Annotated in this window: 17 protein-coding genes and 1 riboswitch; of the genes, 7 read left to right on the top strand and 10 right to left on the bottom strand. The window is 70.2% G+C overall.

Annotation, left to right across the window (positions count from 1 at the left end):
- Nucleotides 1-104 precede the first annotated feature (104 nt).
- Together AB0N07_RS21740 and AB0N07_RS21745 are read left to right on the top strand one after the other, a co-directional pair.
- A complete protein-coding gene (locus tag AB0N07_RS21740; protein WP_365837384.1) occupies nucleotides 105-860 on the top strand; it encodes a hypothetical protein in 756 nt (251 codons plus the stop codon).
- Nucleotides 860-1516: a hypothetical protein gene (locus AB0N07_RS21745; RefSeq protein WP_365837386.1), complete on the top strand. Its 657-nt coding sequence runs from the start codon at nucleotides 860-862 to the stop codon at nucleotides 1514-1516. The genes AB0N07_RS21740 and AB0N07_RS21745 overlap by 1 nt, the downstream gene beginning before the upstream one ends.
- 60 nt (nucleotides 1517-1576) lie before the next feature.
- On the opposite strand, the gene AB0N07_RS21750 is transcribed toward AB0N07_RS21745, so the two are convergent.
- Genes AB0N07_RS21750 through AB0N07_RS21765 form a run of 4 tightly spaced genes read right to left on the bottom strand, consistent with a single transcriptional unit; the run spans nucleotide 1577 to nucleotide 6939 of the window.
- Entirely contained in the window at nucleotides 1577-2221 is a 645-nt protein-coding gene (locus tag AB0N07_RS21750; RefSeq protein WP_365837388.1) for a thymidine kinase, read from the bottom strand.
- Nucleotides 2222-2265: 44 nt separating this feature from the next.
- Nucleotides 2266-3459 (bottom strand): nucleotide pyrophosphatase/phosphodiesterase family protein, encoded by a 1194-nt coding sequence (locus tag AB0N07_RS21755; RefSeq protein ID WP_365837390.1) that lies wholly within the window; start codon nucleotides 3457-3459, stop codon nucleotides 2266-2268.
- On the bottom strand, nucleotides 3459-4055 hold the full coding sequence (locus AB0N07_RS21760; protein ID WP_365837392.1) for a DUF5998 family protein: 597 nt from the start codon (nucleotides 4053-4055) through the stop codon (nucleotides 3459-3461). Before AB0N07_RS21760 ends, AB0N07_RS21755 begins: the two co-directional genes overlap by 1 nt.
- Before the next feature lie 55 nt (nucleotides 4056-4110).
- Nucleotides 4111-6939 (bottom strand): GNAT family N-acetyltransferase, encoded by a 2829-nt coding sequence (locus tag AB0N07_RS21765; protein ID WP_365837393.1) that lies wholly within the window; start codon nucleotides 6937-6939, stop codon nucleotides 4111-4113.
- 208 nt (nucleotides 6940-7147) lie between these two features.
- On the opposite strand from AB0N07_RS21765, the gene AB0N07_RS21770 reads away from it, so the two are divergent.
- Nucleotides 7148-7429: an HPr family phosphocarrier protein gene (locus AB0N07_RS21770; RefSeq protein ID WP_365837395.1), complete on the top strand. Its 282-nt coding sequence runs from the start codon at nucleotides 7148-7150 to the stop codon at nucleotides 7427-7429.
- Nucleotides 7430-7568: 139 nt separating this feature from the next.
- Here the strand turns inward: AB0N07_RS21770 and AB0N07_RS21775 are convergent, their stop codons facing one another.
- The 4 genes from AB0N07_RS21775 to AB0N07_RS21790 all read right to left on the bottom strand — a co-directional run bounded on the left by AB0N07_RS21775 (nucleotide 7569) and on the right by AB0N07_RS21790 (nucleotide 12383).
- Nucleotides 7569-8261: a GntR family transcriptional regulator gene (locus AB0N07_RS21775; protein WP_365837398.1), complete on the bottom strand. Its 693-nt coding sequence runs from the start codon at nucleotides 8259-8261 to the stop codon at nucleotides 7569-7571.
- A gap of 187 nt (nucleotides 8262-8448) precedes the next feature.
- Nucleotides 8449-9213 (bottom strand): M23 family metallopeptidase, encoded by a 765-nt coding sequence (locus tag AB0N07_RS21780; RefSeq protein WP_365837400.1) that lies wholly within the window; start codon nucleotides 9211-9213, stop codon nucleotides 8449-8451.
- A 12-nt stretch (nucleotides 9214-9225) separates the two neighbouring features.
- Nucleotides 9226-9391: riboswitch (cyclic di-AMP (ydaO/yuaA leader) on the bottom strand.
- Nucleotides 9392-9594: 203 nt separating this feature from the next.
- The gene (locus AB0N07_RS21785) at nucleotides 9595-10983 is read right to left on the bottom strand and encodes a pitrilysin family protein (protein WP_365837402.1); all 1389 of its coding nucleotides are present in this window, start codon (nucleotides 10981-10983) and stop codon (nucleotides 9595-9597) included.
- Nucleotides 10980-12383, bottom strand: a complete 1404-nt coding sequence (locus AB0N07_RS21790; protein ID WP_365837404.1) for a pitrilysin family protein — start codon at nucleotides 12381-12383, stop codon at nucleotides 10980-10982. Before AB0N07_RS21790 ends, AB0N07_RS21785 begins: the two co-directional genes overlap by 4 nt.
- A gap of 261 nt (nucleotides 12384-12644) precedes the next feature.
- Between AB0N07_RS21790 and AB0N07_RS21795 the strand changes: the two genes are divergently transcribed.
- A complete protein-coding gene (locus AB0N07_RS21795; RefSeq protein WP_365837406.1) occupies nucleotides 12645-15101 on the top strand; it encodes a DNA topoisomerase IV subunit A in 2457 nt (818 codons plus the stop codon).
- On the opposite strand, the gene AB0N07_RS21800 is transcribed toward AB0N07_RS21795, so the two are convergent.
- Nucleotides 15098-16180 carry a GTP-binding protein gene (locus AB0N07_RS21800; protein ID WP_365837408.1) on the bottom strand — a complete coding sequence of 361 codons (1083 nt, stop codon included), beginning with the start codon at nucleotides 16178-16180 and terminating at the stop codon, nucleotides 15098-15100. The genes AB0N07_RS21795 and AB0N07_RS21800 overlap by 4 nt on opposite strands.
- Nucleotides 16181-16502: 322 nt before the next feature.
- Between AB0N07_RS21800 and AB0N07_RS21805 the strand changes: the two genes are divergently transcribed.
- The 3 genes from AB0N07_RS21805 to AB0N07_RS21815 all read left to right on the top strand — a co-directional run bounded on the left by AB0N07_RS21805 (nucleotide 16503) and on the right by AB0N07_RS21815 (nucleotide 17982).
- The gene (locus tag AB0N07_RS21805; protein WP_365837410.1) at nucleotides 16503-17060 is read left to right on the top strand and encodes a DUF6082 family protein; all 558 of its coding nucleotides are present in this window, start codon (nucleotides 16503-16505) and stop codon (nucleotides 17058-17060) included.
- Between the two features lie 275 nt (nucleotides 17061-17335).
- A complete protein-coding gene (locus tag AB0N07_RS21810) occupies nucleotides 17336-17575 on the top strand; it encodes a hypothetical protein (protein ID WP_365837412.1) in 240 nt (79 codons plus the stop codon).
- Between the two features lie 170 nt (nucleotides 17576-17745).
- Nucleotides 17746-17982: a hypothetical protein gene (locus AB0N07_RS21815; protein ID WP_365837451.1), complete on the top strand. Its 237-nt coding sequence runs from the start codon at nucleotides 17746-17748 to the stop codon at nucleotides 17980-17982.
- Nucleotides 17983-18077: 95 nt separating this feature from the next.
- Here the strand turns inward: AB0N07_RS21815 and AB0N07_RS21820 are convergent, their stop codons facing one another.
- Nucleotides 18078-19238, bottom strand: a complete 1161-nt coding sequence (locus AB0N07_RS21820; RefSeq protein ID WP_365837414.1) for a citrate synthase/methylcitrate synthase — start codon at nucleotides 19236-19238, stop codon at nucleotides 18078-18080.
- Nucleotides 19239-19244: the final 6 nt, after the last annotated feature.

Consider the following 19244-nt stretch of genomic DNA (forward strand, 5'->3'; position numbering starts at 1 on the left):
GACAGCAGCTGTTCCACCCTGCCCGTCGAGGGCCGCGGTGGTGACGTTCAACCCCCCGGGGCGCCCGTCACTTGCTCATCTTGCCGTTGCAGGTGGACAGTTGAGTGGCCACAGTGATTCACCTGCCGACGGGGGCCATGATGCGGGCACGCGACACCTTGCGCACCACCGTGGGGACCGCCGCGGTCGCAGGACTGTCCGGGGTGCTGCTGTGGGCATCTGACAAGGCACCGTCATGGCTGGCGCCCGCGCTCACCGCCGTGATCACGGGCGTTCTGGTGGAGAAGGCCGTCGAGATCCTCCGGCGCCGTCCCCCGGAACGCAATCCCGATCCGCCCGACTCGAACCCTCGGCTCACCGAAGCGGTGCCCCCCTTCGCATGCCATGTGAAGCTGGCTCAAGCCGACTTCTTCCAGGTGGCCGCGCAAGGCAACGAACCCGAACGCATGGTGCCTGCCAGCGGGTTCATCCTGCGGCTGACTGTCACCGCCCTCGCGGGCAGGACCGTCGTGCTCTCCGCGCTGCGCCCCGTCGTCCTCGAACGCCGCACTCCCCGCGGCGTGTTCAATCCGCACGCCGGGATTGTCCCGCCCCGCCGCTACACCGTCCTGCTCGACGAGGACCCGCCTCGACTGGAGTCACGCGAGGCCGACGGGCGCCCCTTCTCCTACAAGGTGAGCCCGGACGACCCGGAGGTCTTCGAGCTGCTGGTGCAGACCGAACGGTGGTACGTGGTCTGGACGTTGGAGCTGGACTGGATCAGCGAGGACCGCCAGGGCACCGCCGTGATCGACTTGGCGGGCCACCCCTTCCGCACGATGGCCCGCCCGCCGCGGAGCCTGCATCGGAGGACTGCCTGATGCCCGAGGACATCGTCCGGTTCGCCGCGCGCGTGCAGGGCCTGACCCACATCAGCGTCCGGCGGATGCCCGGTACCGACGTCGGCCCCGAACCCGTGGACACCCCCTGCTCCGGTTACAACGTGTACGTCGACCTCAACGCCGTCGGCACGGTCGATGTCGTGCTGCGCTCGCTGCGCGCCGAGGTGATTTCCCGCGAGGACTTCAAGCCCGACGGAGTCGTGCTCTCCGCGCTGCCGGGACCCGCGGTCGCCTTCGCCGAGGATCTGGCCGACGCCCGGCGCCGAAGCCAGGAGAACTACCGGCCGATGCGCACGCCGGACCAGGAGGTGCTGCTCGACGTCACGCCCCCGGTCGTGCGCACCGCCCTCGACGCGACGGGGCGCCAGGTCAACCCGGGGTTCGCTCTGCCGCTGACCGTGCCCGCCGGGGAGATCCGGCGGGTGGTGCTCTCGCCGTACACCGAGGACCGACGGTTGCTGACGTGGCGCCTCACGGCCGAGGTGTCGTACGGCGGCAGCCACGCCGAGCCCGCCTGGACCCTGCAGACGACGGCCGAGACCACCTACCGCACCTTCCATCCAGACGGCAGGGAGCCGGAGTTCACGCCCGCACATCTGGCCGCGGACCACTGGGCTCCAGCGGACAAGCGCTGACCCGGCTGCCACCGCAGGATTCCTCATACACCGCCGACGACCGCACAGGCGGGCGGGCGGTCAGGTGACCGGCAGGACATCCGGAGAGATGACGGACGCGTGCGCGGAAACGCTTGTCATACGGCGACGGTGGTGGCGCCGGCACAGCACCTCATAGCCGACCGCCTCGGCCGGCCGGTTCACATCACCGACCACGACCTGCTCGCCCTCCACCACCATCTCGCCGCCCACCGTTCGGGCGTTGTGCGTAGCACGCGCCCCGCACCAGCACATCGCCTGGACCTGGAGGGTCTCGATCCGGTCCGCCAGCTCGATCAGCCGCTGCGAGCCCGGGAAGAGCTTCGTACGGAAGTCGGTCGTGATGCCGAAGGCGAAGACGTCCAGGCCCAAGTCGTCCACGATCCGTGCCAGCTGGTCGATCTGTTCCGGAGCGAGGAACTGCGCCTCGTCCACGATCACATAGTCGACCTTGCCGCCCCTCGACATCTGGTCCACCAGATAGCCGTGCAAATCCATGCCCGGCGCCGCCTCGACCGCCTCCGTCACCAGACCGAGCCGCGAGGAGAGCTTCCCCTCTCCCGCACGGTCGTCCCGCGTGAAGATCACACCCTGCAGGCCCCGCGCCGACCGGTTGTGCCCCATCTGCAGCGCCAAAGTCGACTTCCCGCAGTCCATGGTTCCGGAGAAGAACACCAGCTCGGGCATGGGGAGTTGAGCACCTTTCGGTGGAGGGGATCGGAGGGTGGGCCTCAGGAGCGTACTTCGAGGAGGGGGACCAGTTGTTCGGCAGGGGTCATCGAGCCGTGGTTGCCGACCATCGCCGACTCCTTGGGCTCCCGCTCGGAGGCGATGATCAGGACGTCGTCGCGGGCGGCCGCGACCACGTCGCCGATGCGGGCGTACACGCGCTCGTCGATGTGCGGTCCGAACCAGCCCGCCGCGATCGCCTCGTCCCGCGAGGCCACCCAGAACTGCTCGCCGAGCACCTCGCGCCAGCAGGTCAGGACGTCGTTCTCGGCGCCCGGCACCGCGTACACGTGCCGGGCGCGGCCCTCGCCGCCCAGCAGGGCGACACCGGCGCGCAGTTCCCAGTCCTCGTCGAAGTCGATGCGGTGCTCTTCGTCGAAAAGGATGTCGACCATGCCGTGGTCGGCGGTGACGTACAGCGCGGTGCGCGGCGGCAGTTGCTCGGCGAGGCGCTGGACGAGGCGGTCGACATGCATGAGCTGGCCGCGCCAGGTGTCCGACTCGACGCCGTAGCGGTGGCCGGCGCCGTCCAGTTCGGCGTAGTACGTATAGACCAAGGAGCGGTCACCGGCGGCCAGTTGGGCTGCCGCGAGGTCCATGCGGTCCTCGCCGGACAGCCGGCCGTGGAACGTCCCGCCGCTGAGGGCGACCTTGGTCAGCGGGGTGTTCTCGAAGGTCGGCGACGTCACCTGCGCCGCGTGCACCCCGGCCTGTTCGGCCAGCTGGAAGACGGTGGGATACGGCTGCCAGGCGCGCGGCGGGGTCCACGGCCGCCAGCGCAGCTGGTTCATCAGCTCGCCGGTCTCCGGGTTGCGCACGGTGTAGCCGGGCAGGCCGTGCGCGCCGGGCGGCAGACCGGTGCCGACGGAGGCGAGGGAGGTCGCGGTGGTCGCCGGGTAGCCGGCGGTCAGGGGGCGGCCGGTGCCGCCGCGCGAGGTGCCGAGGAGCGAGGTCATGAAGGGCGCCTCGTCCGGGTGCGCCTTCAGCTGCTCCCAGCCGAGCCCGTCGATCAGGAACACGCAGTTCCGGTCGGCGGGGGTCAGCTCCGTGATCGCGGCGGCCATGTCCGGTACGGCCATCCCGGCGGCCAGTGTGGGCAGCAGGTCGGCGAGGGAGCCGCTGCCGTACTCGGGCGGCGGCGCGGAGTCGACGGCGAGGGGTTCCGGGTGGGTGTCCCAGGGAGCGGACTGCGACATCAGTGGGTGGTGTCCGCGGTGGCCTCGGAGAGGGACTGGGCGAAGGCGAGCGCCTGACGGACGGTCTCCGGTCCGTCACCGGCCTCGCTGACGCGCAGGCTGAGGTCGTCCGCCGTCGAGTTGCCCGTGTACCCGTGGTCTGCCTCGCAGTTGGGGTCGCCGCAGGCCGCCGGCTCGAGGTCGATGCGCGAGACGGCGCCCCAGCCGATGGTGAGGACGACCTCGCGGGGCAGGGTGCCCGGCTGGTACTGCTCCGGGTTGGCGACCACTCGGCTGACCACGACCGAGGAGATCCGGCCGAGCTTCACGGACTCCGTCGAGGTCGTGGCGTACGGGGTCGGGGAGGTGGTGTCCGCGGCCTGCTCGTCGGTGTGGCTGACGATGAAACGGTTGCCGGTGAGGACGAGCACCGTGACGTGCCGCCGCACCTCGTTCGCGTCGAACGTGGTCTCCTGGTGGACCAGGAACGACTGGATGGGCTCGCCGCCCACGGCGGCCTCCACCGCCTCGGCCACGAGGGCCGGGTAGTAGCCGCTGCGCTCGATCGCCGCGCGCAGCCCCTGGGTCGTCGTACTGGTCTTGGCCATGACGTCCATCCTACGGGGGTGCACTGACTGCGAGGCACCGGTCAGCACTGTCTCGGCGCACGTCTCAGTAGACGGGAAGGGTGCGCGGGCCCAGGTCGTCGCGGGCCGGTGGCGGTGCGAGGCGGACGGAGGCGCCCAGGACGGTCAGACCACGGGGTGCGACGACGACCGGCTCCAGGGTCACCGCGACGACCTCCGGGTGGTCGTCGACCAGCCTGGACACCCTCAGCAGCAGCTCTTCCAGTGCAGGGGTGTCGACCGGGGTCGAGCCGCGCCAGCCGAACAGGAGAGGCGCCGTCCGGATCGACCGGACCAGCGAGGTCGCCTCCCGGTCGGTGACCGGGACCAGCCGGTGCGCCATGTCGCCGAGCAGCTGGGAGGCCGCTCCGGCGAGCCCGAAGGACAGGACGGCCCCGGCTGCCGGGTCGATGACGGCCCGTATCACCGTGTCCACGCCGCGTGGTGCCATCCCCTGCACCACCGGCCTGAGCTCCTCCGGCTTCCCGAACAGCTCGGTCAACTCGGCGTACGCCCGCCGCAGTTGCTCCTCGTCAGCGAGATCCAGGCGTACGCCGCCCAGGTCGGCGCGGTGGCGAAGGTGCGGGGCGGTGGCCTTGAGGGCGACGGGGTAGCCGAGGGTGTCGGCGGCCCGGGCGGCGTCGTCCGGGGTGAACGCGGGCACTGCCCTGCGCACGGGGATGCCGTACTGCCCGAGCAGCTCGCAGGTGTCCTCGGTGCCGAGTGTGAGCCCCTGCCCGCGCGCGAGCATCCGGCCGATGAGCCGGGCGGCTCCCTTCTCGTCGATGTCCTCGTACTCGGGCACCTTGCCCGGGTCGGCGCTGTCGCGGCGCCATTGCGCGTACTTCACGGCTTCGCCGAGGGCACGGACGGCGCGCTCGGCAGCAGGGTAGGCGGGGATGAGGCGGGAGCAGGTGGCGGGGGCCGCGGGCTCCTGTGCGCGGGCCGGAGGGGGCAGTTGCTGTGAGGGGCGCAGCCGGCGGGTGCCGGTCGCCCTGGTGTCCGGCTGCGGTGCGGTGCTGGTCGCGGCCGACAGGGCCTCGGCGAGGCCGCCGAGCTCCACGTGCACCACGAGTACGGGCTTGCCCGGAACGGACTCGGCGGCCGATCGCAGCGCCTCCGCCAGCTCGGCATCCCCCGGCGACCCCTCGCCGATCGCCGGGATCGCGGTCACCACCACCGCATCGCACGAGTCGTCCCCTAGAGCCCGCAGCAGCGCCTGGTGGAAGTCCTCCGCCGAGGCCCCGGTGGTCAGGTCCAGCGGTCTGAGGGGCCTGAGCCCCTCGGAGAGGCAGGCGTCGTACGTGAGCAGCCCCAGGGACTCGGAGTTCCCGAGGATCGCCACCCGTGGGCCCGCCGGCAGGGGCTGCCGTGCGAGCAGCAGGCCCGCGTCGACCAGCTCGGTGATCGTGTCCACGCGGATCAGGCCGGCCTGTCTGAGCAGCGCGGACACCGTCGCATGCGGCAGCCGTGTGGCCCGTACGGCATGTCCCTGCGGGGCGGATCCGGCGCCCTGGACCACGACCAGGGGCTTCGCGGCGGCCGTGCGACGGGCGAGGCGGGTGAACTTGCGCGGGTTGCCGATGGACTCCAGGTACATGAGGACGACATCGGTGTCGGGATCGTCGTACCAGTACTGGATCACGTCGTTGCCGGACACGTCCGCGCGGTTGCCGGACGACACGAAGGTGGACACGCCCGTGACTCCGGTGACACCGCCGCCGCGTCGCTGCAGCCGGGACAGCAGCGCGATGCCGATGGCGCCGGACTGGGCGAACAGGCCGATCCGGCCGGGGCGGGGCATCTCCGGGGCGAGTGAGGCGTTCAGCCGTACCTCGGAGGACGTGTTGATGATCCCGAAGGCGTTCGGCCCGATGATCCGCATGCCGTACGTGCGCGCGTGCCGTACGAGTTCGCGCTGGCGCTCGCGCCCCTCGGGCCCGCTCTCGGCGTACCCGGCGGAGACGACGACGAGTCCCTGCACGCCGTGCTCTCCGCACTCGGTGACCGCCTCGGGGACGTGCTCGGCAGGCACGGCGACGACCGCGAGGTCGACGGGACCGTCGATGTCCCGGACGGAGCGGTGGGCGGGGACGCCGTCGAGCTCCTTGACGTCTTCGGGGAGCGCCTTGTTCACGGCGTACAGCGCCCCGGTGAAGCCGGCGTCGCGGATGTTGTCGAGGATGCTGCGGCCCACGCCTCCGGCTGTGCGGCCGGCGCCGACGACGGCGACGGAGCCGGGCACGAGCAGCCGTCGTACGGACCGCGCCTCGGCGCGCTGCTCACGCGCGCGCTGGACGGCGAGGGAACGGTCGGTGGGTTCGAGGTCGAACTCCAGGCGTACGACGCCGTCCTCGAAGCTGCGCTTCTGGGTGTACCCGGCGTCCGTGAACACCTTGATCATCTTGTTGTTGGCGGGCAGCACCTCGGCGGCGAAGCGGCGGATGCCACGCTCCCGGGCGACCGCGCCGATGTGTTCGAGGAGGGCGGAGGCGACGCCGCGCCCCTGGTGGGCGTCCTGCACGAGGAAGGCGACCTCGGCCTCGTCGGCCGGGGCTGACGCGGGCAGGCCGTCGGTGCCGATGCGGTCATAGCGTACGGTGGCGATGAACTCGCCGCCGACCGTGGCCGCGAGTCCCACCCGGTCCACAAAGTCGTGGTGCGTGAAGCGGTGGACGTCCTTGGCGGACAGACGAGGGTAGGGCGCGAAGAAGCGGTAGTACTTCGACTCGTCCGAAACCTGCTCGTAGAAGCTGACCAGGCGCTCGGCGTCATCAACGGTGATGGGGCGGATGCGCGCGGTGCCGCCGTCGCGCAGCACCACGTCGGCCTCCCAGTGGGCGGGGTACTCGTGCCGGTCCGACGAGGTCTGCATGGGCCCCAGAGTACGGCTCGCGTCCGACAACGGCGCGAGGCAGTCTGTGGAGAACACGGCAGTCCGTTGAGAAGAGAACAAGGACGGAAGTCGGGCCGAGGCCGCGGTCCGACTGCCCACCCCGGACGGGACACAGGACTGCTCCGGAGACGTTTCACGTGTGGGAAACTGGTCTAGACAACCCTGAGACACTGAAGGGCAGCATCACATGGCTGAGCGCCGCGTCAACGTCGGCTGGGCCGAGGGCCTCCACGCCCGCCCCGCTTCCATCTTCGTCCGGGCCACCACGGCCGCAGGTATCCCGGTGACGATCGCCAAGGCCGACGGCAACCCCGTCAACGCGGCCTCCATGCTGGCCGTTCTCGGCCTGGGCGCCCAGGGCGGCGAGGAGATCGTCCTCGCCTCCGAGGCCGAGGGTGCGGACGTCGCCCTCGACCGACTGGCGAAGCTGGTGTCCGAGGGACTCGAGGAGCTTCCCGAGACCGTCTGATCACGGCACCACAGAAGGGCTCGTCCGAATTGCCGGGCGGGCCCTTTGCTTTTCCCGCACAGGGGCGGCGGAATTACCGGTCGCGGGCAGCAGAAATAATGCCCCGCGAATTGTTGCTTCTTTGTATACGGCGCCCGTGTTAATGCCGCAGGCCCGACATGTTTACGGCATGTTGCGAGTTCCTCACACCGTTCGCGCGGCCCTCTCCGCCGAAGCGCAGCCGGTGCGCCGCGGTCGAGCGCTCGGTGTGCAGCGTCGTGACCGCCCGCGCGCGCTCGCTGTCGCCGCGGGCCACGGCGTCGACGATCGCCCCGTGCTCCGCCCAGGACTGCCCGGGGTCGACCGGTGCCTCCACGGCGTACATCCAGGCGATCTTGTGGCGCAGCTGGGTCAGCATCGAGGTCAGCGCGGGGCTGCCGGAGGCCTGGGCCAGCGTCTCGTGGAACCAGCCTCCCAGGGAGCGCAGATCCTCGCTGTTGCCCCTCCTGGCCCGCTCCTGACCCAGCCTGACCAGGCCGCGCAGTACCTTGAGATGGGCGTCGGTGCGCCGCTGGGCGGCCCGGGAGGCGCCGAGCGGTTCCAGGAGCATGCGCATCTCCAGCAGGTCGGCGGCCTCCTGCTCGGTCGGTTCCGCGACGCACGCGCCCGCGTGCCGCCGGGTCACCACGAAGCCCTCGGCCTCCAGCGTGCGCAGCGCCTCGCGCACGGGGACGCGCGAGACGCCGTAGCGGCGCGCGAGGAGTTCCTCGGTGAGCCGGCTGCCACGCTCGTAGACACCGGCGACGATGTCGTCCCGGATCGCCGTGCACACCGAGTGCGCCGGAATACGCATGACCGACCTCCGACTTAATCCCCGTGAAACGTCGATGATTGACGTGTATCGGTGACTCTATTGCACGGAGCCGGAATTTCCGACGGCGGGCCGGAATCCATGGATATTTTTTGGACAGCGGGGCGGCAGAAACACCGAAAGCCCCGGCTCGGGAGCCGGGGCCGGAAGGAGATCTTGCGATGCGCCGTCAGACGTTCACGCCGTGCGAGCGCAGGTAGGCGACGGGGTCGATGTCCGAGCCGTACTCGGGGGTCGTACGGGCCTCGAAGTGCAGGTGCGGTCCGGTGGTGTTGCCGGTCGCGCCGGAGAGGCCTATCTGCTGGCCCGGGGTGACCGTCTGGCCCACGGAGATGCCGATGGACGACAGATGGCCGTACTGGGTGTACGTGCCGTCGTTCATCTTGATCACGATCTGGTTGCCGTAGGCGCCGCCCCAGCCGGTCTGGACGACGGTGCCGGCGCCGACCGCGTGCACGGGCGTGCCGCTCGCGGCGTGGAAGTCGATGCCGGTGTGGCTGCCGGAGGACCACAGCGAGCTGCTGGCCCGGTAGCCGGTGGAGACGTACGAGTTCGAGATCGGCGCCACGAACGTGTTGAGGCGCTTGCGCTCGGCCTCGCGGGCGGCGCGCTCCTTGGCCTCGCGCTCCTGCTTGGCCTGGGCAGCGGCCTTCTCGCGTGCCGCCTCCTGGGCCGCCTTCTTGAGCGCGGCCTCCTCGGCGGCCTGCTTCTGGGCGTCGGCCTGGGCCTCGATCCTGTTGGCGATCGTGTCGCCGATGGTGATGACGGGGGTGAGGCCGGTCTGCTCGACGGAGGTGTCGGCGGCGAGCGCGGGGGCCGCGAGGGTACCGATGACGCCGGTGGCGGCGAGGGCCGCGACCCCGGCGGCGCGGGTGGTGGTGCGGTGCGTCCGTGCGGGGCGACGACGCTTCCCGGTGGCGCGCGTGAACGCCATGTGGTGGCTGGTCCTTTCCTTCCCTCTCGCCTACCGGGTTAGCTGACGGGTTCGGAGCAGGAAGGTCTCCTACGGACCCCCTCGCTGCACGCGCGGGCGTCCGATTCACCCCAGGGGACTGCGATGGGTCCCCGGCTCCCCTGGCTCGCGCCGTACGGGGACTCGGCGATGGCTGTCCGGTGCCGCGGATGCGGCGCGGTGCCTGACGGACAGCCCGGAAGACGCTAAGCGGGGCCGCTTTCAATCCCCAAACGGATCACGCTGTTTGTAGCGCATCACACAGGGCAGACAGGCAACTCTCCTTCGATTCTCCGCCAATTCGGACATAAGAGGGCCCTGGTAACGCATCCGTCACCAGGGCCACCCCACGCGCGCGTGCCGCTACTCGGCCGACACCACCGTGACTTCACCGATACCGAGCGCCTCGACGGGCTCCTTGATCTGGGCCGCGTCACCGACGAGAACCGTCACCAGACGGTCCACCGGGAAGGCGCTCACGGCCGCCGCGGTGGCCTCCACGGTGCCGGTCGCGGCGAGCTGCTGGTACAGCGTCGCCTGGTAGTCGTCGGGCAGGTGCTGCTCGACCTGGTCGGCCAGCGTGCTCGCGACGGCCGCCGCGGTCTCGTACTTCAGCGGCGCCACACCGACGAGGTTCTGGACGGCGACATCGCGCTCGGCGTCGGTGAGGCCGCCCTCGGCGAGCGTGCGCAGCACCGTCCACAGATCCTGCAGCGCCGGGCCGGTGTTCGGGGTGTCGACGGAGCCGCTGATGGCGAGCATCGCGGCACCGGAGCCGTCCGGGGCGGACCTGAGGACCTGGCCGAACGCGCGCACACCGTAGGTGTAGCCCTTCTCCTCGCGCAGGACGCGGTCCAGGCGCGAGGTGAGGGTGCCGCCGAGGCAGTACGTGCCGAGCACCTGGGCGGGCCACACGCGGTCGTGCCGGTCGGCGCCGACGCGGCCGATGAGCAGCTGCGTCTGGACGGCGCCCGGACGGTCGACGATGATCACGCGCCCGGTGTCGTCGGCGGTCACCGGCGGCACGGGGCGGGGTTCGGCCCTGGAGCCGGTCCAGGCGCCCAGGGTGTCGCCGAGCAGCGCGTCCAGGTCGATGCCGGTGAGGTCGCCGACGACGACGGCGGTGGCCGTGGCGGGCCGGACATGGCGGTCGTAGAAGGCGCGTACGGCCGCCGCGTCGATCTTCTCGACCGTCTCCTCGGTGCCCTGGCGCGGGCGCGACATGCGCGAGGTCGCCGGGAACAGCTCCTTGGAGAGCTCCTTGGCGGCACGGCGCGAGGGGTTGGCCAGCTCGTGCGGGATCTCGTCCAGGCGGTTGCGGACCAGCCGCTCGACCTCGCTGTCTGCGAACGCGGGCGCCCTGAGGGCGTCGGCGAGCAGCCCGAGCGCCTTGGCGAGACGGGAGGCCGGGACCTCGAGGCTCAGACGTACGCCCGGGTGGTCGGCGTGCGCGTCCAGGGTCGCGCCGGCGCGCTCCAGTTCGGCGGCGAACTCCTCGGCGGAGTGCTTGTCGGTGCCCTCCGAGAAGGCTCGGGCCATGATCGTGGCGACGCCTTCGAAACCGGCCGGCTCGGCCTCCAGGGGTGCGTCCAGGAGCACCTCGACGGCGACGACCTGCTGGCCGGGGCGGTGGCAGCGCAGGACGGTCAGGCCGTTGTCGAGCGCGCCGCGCTCGGGGGACGGGAACGCCCACGGCTTGGCCTCGCCCGCCCGGGGCTGCGGGTGGAACTGCATCGTGGCGAGCTCGGTCACTTGGCCGCCTCCTCGTTCTGGTCGGTGGCTTCCACCGTGGCTTCGGACTCGGGGTCTTCGGGGAAGTCCTCGTCCTGGGCGTGCTCCGCGGACTCGGGCGAGAGCGGCTCGTAGACGAGCACCGCGCGGTTGTCGGGGCGCAGGCGGGCCTTGGCGACCTCCTGGACCTCCTTGGCCGTCACCTCCAGGACGCGCTGCACGGCGGTCAGCGCGAGCTGAGGGTCGCCGAACAGGACGGCGAACCGGCACAGTTCGTCGGCGCGGCCCGCGACCGTGCCGAGCCGGTCCAGCCACTCGCGCTCCAACTGGGCCTGGGCACGCTCCATTTCCTCGGCCATGGGGCCATCGGCGGCGAACCGGGCGAGCTCCTCGTCGATGGCGGCCTCGATGACCGGCACCTCGACGTCACCGGAGGTCTTCACGTCCAGCCAGCCCAGGGAGGGTGCTCCGGCCAGCCGCAGCAGGCCGAATCCGGCCGCGACGGCCGTACGGTCGCGGCGCACCAGCCGGTTGTAGAGGCGGGAGGACTCGCCGCCGCCGAGGACGGTGAGCGCCAGGTCGGCGGCGTCCGCCTCGCGCGTGCCGTCCTGCGGCAGCCGGTAGGCCGCCATCAGAGCGCGCGCCGGGACCTCCTCCTCGATGACCTCGCGCAGCTGCTCACCGATGATCTCCGGCAGCGAGCCGTCGCGGGGCTCCGGCTTCCCGTCGTGCGAGGCGATGGACCCGAAGTACTTCTCGATCCAGGCGAGCGTCTGCTCCGGGTCGATGTCACCGACGACCGAGAGGACGGCGTTGTTGGGCGCGTAGTACGTGCGGAAGAACGCGCGCGCGTCCTCCAGGGTCGCCGCGTCCAGGTCGGCCATCGAGCCGATCGGCGTGTGGTGGTAGGGGTGGCCCTCCGGGTAGGCGAGGGCGGTCAGCCTCTCGAAGGCCGTGCCGTACGGCACATTGTCGTAGCGCTGCCTGCGCTCGTTCTTGACGACGTCCCGCTGGTTCTCCATGGACTCGTCGTCGAGGGCGGCGAGCAGGGAGCCCATCCGGTCGGCCTCCAGCCAGAGGGCGAGCTCCAACTGGTGGGCGGGCATGGTCTCGAAGTAGTTGGTGCGCTCGAAGCTGGTGGTGCCGTTCAGCGAGCCGCCGGCGCCCTGCACCAGCTCGAAGTGCCCGTTGCCCTTGACCTGCCCGGAGCCCTGGAACATCAGGTGCTCGAAAAGGTGAGCCAGGCCGGTACGTCCCTTGACTTCGTGGCGCGAGCCGACGTCGTACCAGAGGCACACCGCCGCGACCGGGGTCAGGTGATCCTCTGAGAGCACCACGCGCAGGCCGTTGGCCAGACGGTGCTCGGTCGCTGTCAGGCCCCCGGTGCCTGCCTGGTCTGTGGCCGTGTGACCCATGGGCATGTACGTCCCTTCGCCTCGCGGATGCGGTGGTTCGAACCGCGGTTTTCCTGCCGGTCCTGCCACTGTATGCAAGCGTGCAGATCGTCGGCGAAGTTCCCGCACGACATACGCCCACAGCGGATCGCGTAGCCTTCCGCCACGCCGGGAACCTACTTCGACGCCAGGTCCTCGTCCGCGTTGTCAGTGCCGCGGTCCACAATGGTCGCGTCAGAACCCGTTCACGCTTCAGCGCGAGCAGCCAGAAAAGAGGAGCCGGCAGCGATGGCCCGCCGCAGCACGAAGACCCCGCCGCCCGACGACTCGTTCGAGGAGCGCATCCTCGACATCGACGTCGTCGACGAGATGCAGGGCTCCTTCCTCGAGTACGCGTACTCGGTCATCTACTCCCGAGCCCTGCCCGACGCCCGCGACGGTCTCAAGCCGGTCCACCGCCGCATCGTCTACCAGATGAACGAGATGGGACTGCGCCCCGACCGCGGCTATGTGAAGTGCGCGCGCGTGGTCGGCGAGGTCATGGGCAAGCTGCACCCGCACGGTGACGCGTCGATCTACGACGCCCTGGTGCGCATGGCCCAGCCCTTCTCCATGCGCGTGCCGCTCGTCGACGGCCACGGCAACTTCGGGTCCCTGGGCAACGACGACCCGCCGGCCGCCATGCGGTACACCGAGTGCCGCCAGGCCCAGGCGACGAGCCTGATGACGGAGTCGATCGACGAGGACACGGTCGACTTCGCGCCCAACTACGACGGCCAGGAGCAGGAGCCGGTCGCCCTGCCCGCGGCCTTCCCGAACCTGCTGGTGAACGGCTCGTCGGGCATCGCGGTCGGCATGGCGACGAACATGCCGCCGCACAACCTCGCCGAGGTCGTCGCGGCCGCCCGGCACCTGATCCGCTACCCCGCCGCGGACCTCGACACCCTGATGAAGCACGTTCCCGGCCCGGACCTGCCCACCGGCGGCCGCATCGTGGGCCTCGCCGGCATCCGGGACGCGTACGAGACGGGCCGCGGCACCTTCAAGATCCGTGCCACGGTCGAGATCGAGACCGTCACCGCCCGCCGCAAGGGCCTGGTCATCACCGAACTGCCCTTCACGGTCGGTCCCGAGAAGGTCATCGCCAAGATCAAGGACCTGGTCGGCTCCAAGAAGATCCAGGGCATCGCCGACGTCAAGGACCTCACCGACCGCGCGCACGGCCTGCGCCTGGTCATCGAGATCAAGAACGGCTTCGTGCCGGAGGCCGTCCTGGAGCAGCTGTACAAGCTGACGCCGATGGAGGAGTCCTTCGGCATCAACAACGTCGCACTGGTGGACGGCCAGCCGCTCACCCTGGGCCTCAAGGAGCTCCTGGAGGTCTACCTCGACCACCGCTTCGAGGTCGTGCGCCGCCGCAGCGAGTTCCGCCGCACCAAGCGCCGCGACCGGCTGCACCTGGTGGAGGGCCTGCTGACGGCTCTCGTCGACATCGACGAGGTCATCAGGCTGATCCGCTCCAGCGAGAACAGCGCGCAGGCGAAGGAGCGCCTGATGGAGCGCTTCTCGCTCTCGGAGATCCAGACCCAGTACATCCTCGACACGCCGCTGCGCCGTCTCACCAAGTACGACCGCATCGAGCTGGAGTCGGAGAAGGAGAAGCTGAACGCGGAGATCGCGGAGCTGACCCGGATCCTGGAGTCGGACGCGGAGCTGCGCAAGCTGGTCTCCTCCGAACTGGCCGCGGTGGCCAAGAAGTTCGGCACCGAGCGGCGTACGGTCCTGCTGGAGGCCTCGGGCGCCCCGGCGGCCGCCGTACCGCTGCAGGTCGCGGACGACCCGTGCCGGGTGCTGCTGTCCTCCACTGGCCTGCTGGCCCGCACGTCGAACGGCGAGCCCTTCCCGGAGGACGCCGACGCCCGGCGCACCAAGCACGACGTGATCGTGTCGGCGGTCCCGGCGACGGCACGCGGCGAGATCGGCGCGGTGACCTCCTCCGGCCGCCTCCTGCGGATCAACGTCGTCGACCTTCCCCAGCTGCCGGACACGGCGTCGGCGCCGAACCTCTCCGGCGGGGCGCCTCTGTCGGAGTTCCTCTCCCTGGAGGACGGCGAGACGGTGGTCTGCCTGACCACGCTGGACGAGTCCTCCCCCGGTCTCGCCCTCGGCACCGAACAGGGCGTCGTCAAGCGTGTGGTCCCCGACTACCCGTCCAACAAGGAGGAGTTGGAGGTCATCACACTCAAGGACGGCGACCGGATCGTCGGCGCGGTCGAGCTGCGCACCGGCGAGGAGGACCTGGTCTTCATCACGGACGACGCGCAGCTGCTGCGCTACCAGGCCTCACAGGTCCGCCCCCAGGGCCGTCCGGCGGGCGGTATGGCGGGCATCAAGCTCACCGAGGGCGCGAAGGTCATCTCCTTCACGGCGGTGGACCCGGCGGCGGATGCGGTCGTTTTCACGGTCGCGGGCTCGCGCGGCACGCTCGACGACTCGGTCCAGACGACGGCCAAGCTGACCCCGTTCGACCAGTACCCGCGCAAGGGCCGCGCCACCGGCGGTGTGCGCTGCCAGCGGTTCCTGAAGGGCGAGGACTGCCTGTCCCTGGCCTGGGCGGGCCCCGTCCCGGCCAAGGCGGCGCAGAAGAACGGCACGCCGGCCGACCTCCCGGAGCTCGACCCGCGCCGCGACGGCTCGGGCGTGTCCCTGGCGAAGACGGTGGCGGTGGTGGCGGGCCCCGTCTAGGCCGGCGGCTCCACGAGGTCCTCTTCCGGATCCTGTACGTAGCGCAGGACGCCCCACATACCGTGCTCGTCGGCGGTGTGCGGGGCGTCGCTGTTGCACGCCTCGAGTTCCTTGCCGAGGGCGGACGCGTCGATGCCCGAGCCGATGAGGACCAGCTGGGTGAGGCGGGCATCGCCCGGCGTCCAGGGCTCCGGGTAGAACCGGAGGAAACGCCCCACCGCGTGCACGGCGTAACGGTTGTGGGCGTCGTACGCCCCGAAGTCGACGTACCCCTTGATCCGGTACAGCCCCTCGGGCCTGCTGTCGAGGAACTCCATCAACCGGCGTGGGTCCAGGGGCACTTCGGAGCTGAAGGACAGACTGTCGTAGGCCGTGTGCAGGTGATCGGCGTGGCCGTGCTCGCCGGATTCCCCGTGCTTGCCGTGTTCGTGCAGGTCGTCGAAGGACAGCTGCCCGATGCGCTCCTCGCCGGGCCTGCAGTCGAAGAGGAACTCGGGATCGATGCGGCCATAGGTGGCCGGGACGACGGCTGCGCGGTCGGCGAGGGAGCGGACGAGCCCGAGGACGCACGCTGCGTCGGGTGCCCGGTCGAGCTTGTTGACGACGACGAGGTCGGCGAGGGCCAGGTGCCGGTCGATCTCGGGGTGCTTCACGCGCGTGTCGTCGAACTCGGCGGCGTCGACGACCTCGACGAGCCCGCCGTACACGATCCCCGGTTGCTCACTGGCGAGCACCATGCGCACGAGTTCCTGGGGTTCGGCGAGTCCGCTGGCCTCGATCACGATGACGTCGATGCTCGCGGAGGGCCGCGCGAGCCGCTCCAGATAGAGGTCGAGCTCGCTGACGTCCACGGCACAGCACAGACAGCCGTTTCCGAGCGAGACGGTGGAATCGCCGAGCGCTCCGGCCACGGCCATGGCGTCGATCTCGATGGCACCGAAGTCATTGACGACGGCACCGATACGGCTGCCACCGCTGCGGTGGAGGAGGTGATTGAGGAGGGTGGTCTTGCCGGAGCCCAGGAATCCGGCGAGTACGACGACCGGGATCTGCCGCAGGCTGTGGCTCGGCTGACTCAACGTGCGACCTCTCTTACACCGACGCGTGCACCGGATCGCGATCCCGGCGCACACACGAGGATTGAATGCCGGACCAGGATACGAGCCGGAATAATCACTGCGAAGTGAACGATTGTTAGCAGCACTTGCGGGGCAGACGTTGGGCAAGGCGCCGGGGCGTGCGACCCTCGCTTCCCTCCGTGCGCCTCCTCTCCGCCTCCCTGCCGACCAGAGCCGCTCGGCACCCTGGGAGACGGCAAGCGCCGCCCACCGCTCGCCGGTCCCCATCAGTCGACCCGCACCCCGACGACCGGCGGAACGGCCGCCTGACTCGGGGGTTGACATGGCCACACGGAAATTTGGGCTTCGGGGGCTGAGGGCCGTCGCGTCCGCAGGCGTAGGCCTGGCGGCAGGCGCCGCCTTCACCCTGGCCACACAGCGACCCGCTCTCCATGCCTTGCGCACACGGATCGAGCACCTGGAACAAGCCGCTCACACACAGCGCCAGACCAACTTCGCCCACCAGCAGCGCCTGCACTGGGAGCTGCTGAGCAAGGCCATGGACGATCCGGACCTGGCCGAGGTACTGGACGCCTACAACGGGACCGTTCCACCCAGGAAGCAGCGGCAGTTCCTCTTCGCCAACGCCCTGTACACCAATGCGCTCTGCTACTACCGCATGGGCAACATGACGCGCGAAGAGTTCTTCGGCTTCGCGCGGAGCATGCTCCAAAATCCCATATTCCGCGAGTATTGGTACGCAACCCGTCCTCATCGGGCGACACTGGTCGGCACTTCCGAAGAAGCCAAACTCGGCCGCATGGTTGACGAGCTTCTCGTCCAGTTGGAGGAAACGGACATCGACGAGTGGTGGGTGGTCGGAGAGCCGCCGACCGAGTAGGTGCAGCCGTTTCCCGCGCTCGCGGCGTGAAACGACGTCCCTGCGAGCCACCCTCCTGAGCGCATCACACGGTTGGGCGGTAACAAACCAGTAAACCGCCGCGTTTCCTCAGATGCCAACAAGGTTGACTACTGCGCATCCTGCGAAACGGGTCGATCCCCGCCCAACCTCCATCCACGCCGCCCGGTTGTCGAGACCGCGGCCCCACCGGGCCGAATCGCGCCGCGCTGCACCAGTGCGCACCCAGCTCGAGACCAAAAAGGAACACCAGAACAGTGAGCCAGATCATCCGTCGGATTGGTACACCGCCGAGCGCCCGAGGAAGCGCGACAGGTGCCAATTGCCCCGATATCTTCGAGCTCTCCGACGGAAGGTTCGCTGTCATCGGCACGGACATCACCGACGAACTCGACGCCCAGCTCCCCGCCGACGCCTCCAGAGCCGACTACGAACGCATTGTCGTGGTCACCCGCGAGACTCTCATTCACGCCAAGGCTGACATCCCCGACGCATAGCCCACGGGGTCATTCTCTCCGCACACCGGATCGTTCAGTCAGCCTGTACTCGTTTGCACTTCGACCTCCCCGGTGCCCTGCCACCCTGCACGGCAGGGCATCCGTGGGCGGCAACACCATGGCCTCGAGGTCATCGCCTCAAGGTCCCTGTCTGAAAGGCCTGGACAATGGTGGCAATCGTACGGCGGATCGGCGACTCTCCCCTTGCGCGCGGCAGCGCATCGGGACAGACCTGCCCCGACATCTTCGAACTCAGCGACGGCAACTACGCCGTCATCGGAACGGAAGCCACGGCAGAACTGGAAGCCGAGCTCCCTGCCGACGCCTCCAGGGCCGACCACGAACGCATTGTGGTCATCAGCCGGGAGACGCTGATCCGAGCCCGCAAGGACATTCCTCTCAACTGACGCCGGCAAGGGCCGTCCGGCGCAGTCGCATGTGCGGCCGACGTCACATCATCGGGTTCGGCTTCAGCTCGTGCTGCCGAACCCTCCCTGCGGGGTCACCCCGGCACCGCCACCGGCGCCTCCGCCCCCACATACCGCGCCACCGGCCGGATGATCTTCGAGTCCTCCGCCTGTTCCAGGATGTTCGCGCTCCAGCCGACCACCCGCGCCGCCGCGAACGTCGGGGTGAACATCTCGCGGGGCAGACCGCACAGTTCCATGACCACGCCCGCGTAGAACTCGACGTTCGTGTGGAGTTCGCGGCCCGGCTTCAGTTCCGCCAGGATGCTCTCGACGTGACGCTCGACCTCCACGGCGAACTCCACGCGCGGGCCACCGAAGGTCTGAGCCACCTCGCGGAGCATCCGGGAACGAGGGTCCTCGGTACGGTACACAGGGTGGCCGAAGCCCATGATGCGGTCGCCGGCGAGGACGCGTTCACGGATCCAGGGGTCGATGCGGTCCGGAGTACCGATCGCGTCCAGAGTGTCCAGCGCACGGCTGGGCGCACCACCGTGCAGCGGACCGGAGAGCGCCCCCACGGCTCCGACGAGGCTCGCGGCAACGTCCGCTCCCGTCGAGGCGATGACCCGCGCCGTGAAGGTTGATGCATTGAAGCCGTGATCAATGGTTGAGATCAAGTACTGCTCGACTGCCCGGGCCCGCTTCGCTTCCGGCACCGAACCCGTCAGCATGTAGAGGTAGTTGGCCGCATAGGAGAGCTCGTCCCGGGGCTCCACGGGTTCGAGACCGCTGCCCAGCCGGTGCAGCGCCGTGAGCAGGGTCGGCACGGCCGCAGCCGCCACGAGGGCGTCCTGACGGCGGGCGGCCGCGTCGGTGTCGTACACCGGCCGGAAGCCCTTCGCCGCACCGAGCAGCGACAGCGCGGTACGCATACCGGCCAGCGGGCCCGACCGCCCGCTCGCCGCCGCAATGGCGGGCAGGGCCGCCCGCACCTCGTCGGGCAGCCGCCGCAGGGCGGCCGTTTCGGAGATGAACGCCGCGCGTTGCGCCTCGTCCGGCAGTTCGCCGTGGACCAGGAGATGCCAGACGTCCTCGAAGCCGCGGGTCTGCGCGAGTTCGACGGCCGAGTACTGGCGGTAGTGGTAGAAGCCCTCGAGCCCCCGGACGTCCCCGATCTCGGTGTCGGTGACGACGACACCGGCGAGCCCGCGGGGCACATCGACGGTGGCGACTGCTGACCTGTTGACGGACATGATTCC

This window comes from Streptomyces sp. NPDC051172 (assembly GCF_040682555.1).
Lineage (GTDB): Bacteria > Actinomycetota > Actinomycetes > Streptomycetales > Streptomycetaceae > Streptomyces.

Bases quoted from the DNA above. Each gene is read 5' to 3' on its own strand.
- AB0N07_RS21750 (WP_365837388.1), bottom strand. From the start codon at position 2,221: ATGCCCGAGCTGGTGTTCTTCTCCGGAACCATGGACTGCGGGAAGTCG.
- AB0N07_RS21745 (WP_365837386.1), top strand. From the start codon at position 860: ATGCCCGAGGACATCGTCCGGTTCGCCGCGCGCGTGCAGGGCCTGACC.
- AB0N07_RS21820 (WP_365837414.1), bottom strand. From the start codon at position 19,238: ATGTCCGTCAACAGGTCAGCAGTCGCCACCGTCGATGTGCCCCGCGGG.
- AB0N07_RS21780 (WP_365837400.1), bottom strand. From the start codon at position 9,213: ATGGCGTTCACGCGCGCCACCGGGAAGCGTCGTCGCCCCGCACGGACG.
- AB0N07_RS21790 (WP_365837404.1), bottom strand. From the start codon at position 12,383: ATGCCCATGGGTCACACGGCCACAGACCAGGCAGGCACCGGGGGCCTG.
- AB0N07_RS21770 (WP_365837395.1), top strand. From the start codon at position 7,148: ATGGCTGAGCGCCGCGTCAACGTCGGCTGGGCCGAGGGCCTCCACGCC.
- AB0N07_RS21775 (WP_365837398.1), bottom strand. From the start codon at position 8,261: ATGCGTATTCCGGCGCACTCGGTGTGCACGGCGATCCGGGACGACATC.
- AB0N07_RS21765 (WP_365837393.1), bottom strand. From the start codon at position 6,939: ATGCAGACCTCGTCGGACCGGCACGAGTACCCCGCCCACTGGGAGGCC.
- AB0N07_RS21805 (WP_365837410.1), top strand. From the start codon at position 16,503: ATGGCCACACGGAAATTTGGGCTTCGGGGGCTGAGGGCCGTCGCGTCC.
- AB0N07_RS21760 (WP_365837392.1), bottom strand. From the start codon at position 4,055: ATGGACGTCATGGCCAAGACCAGTACGACGACCCAGGGGCTGCGCGCG.
- AB0N07_RS21795 (WP_365837406.1), top strand. From the start codon at position 12,645: ATGGCCCGCCGCAGCACGAAGACCCCGCCGCCCGACGACTCGTTCGAG.
- AB0N07_RS21755 (WP_365837390.1), bottom strand. From the start codon at position 3,459: ATGTCGCAGTCCGCTCCCTGGGACACCCACCCGGAACCCCTCGCCGTC.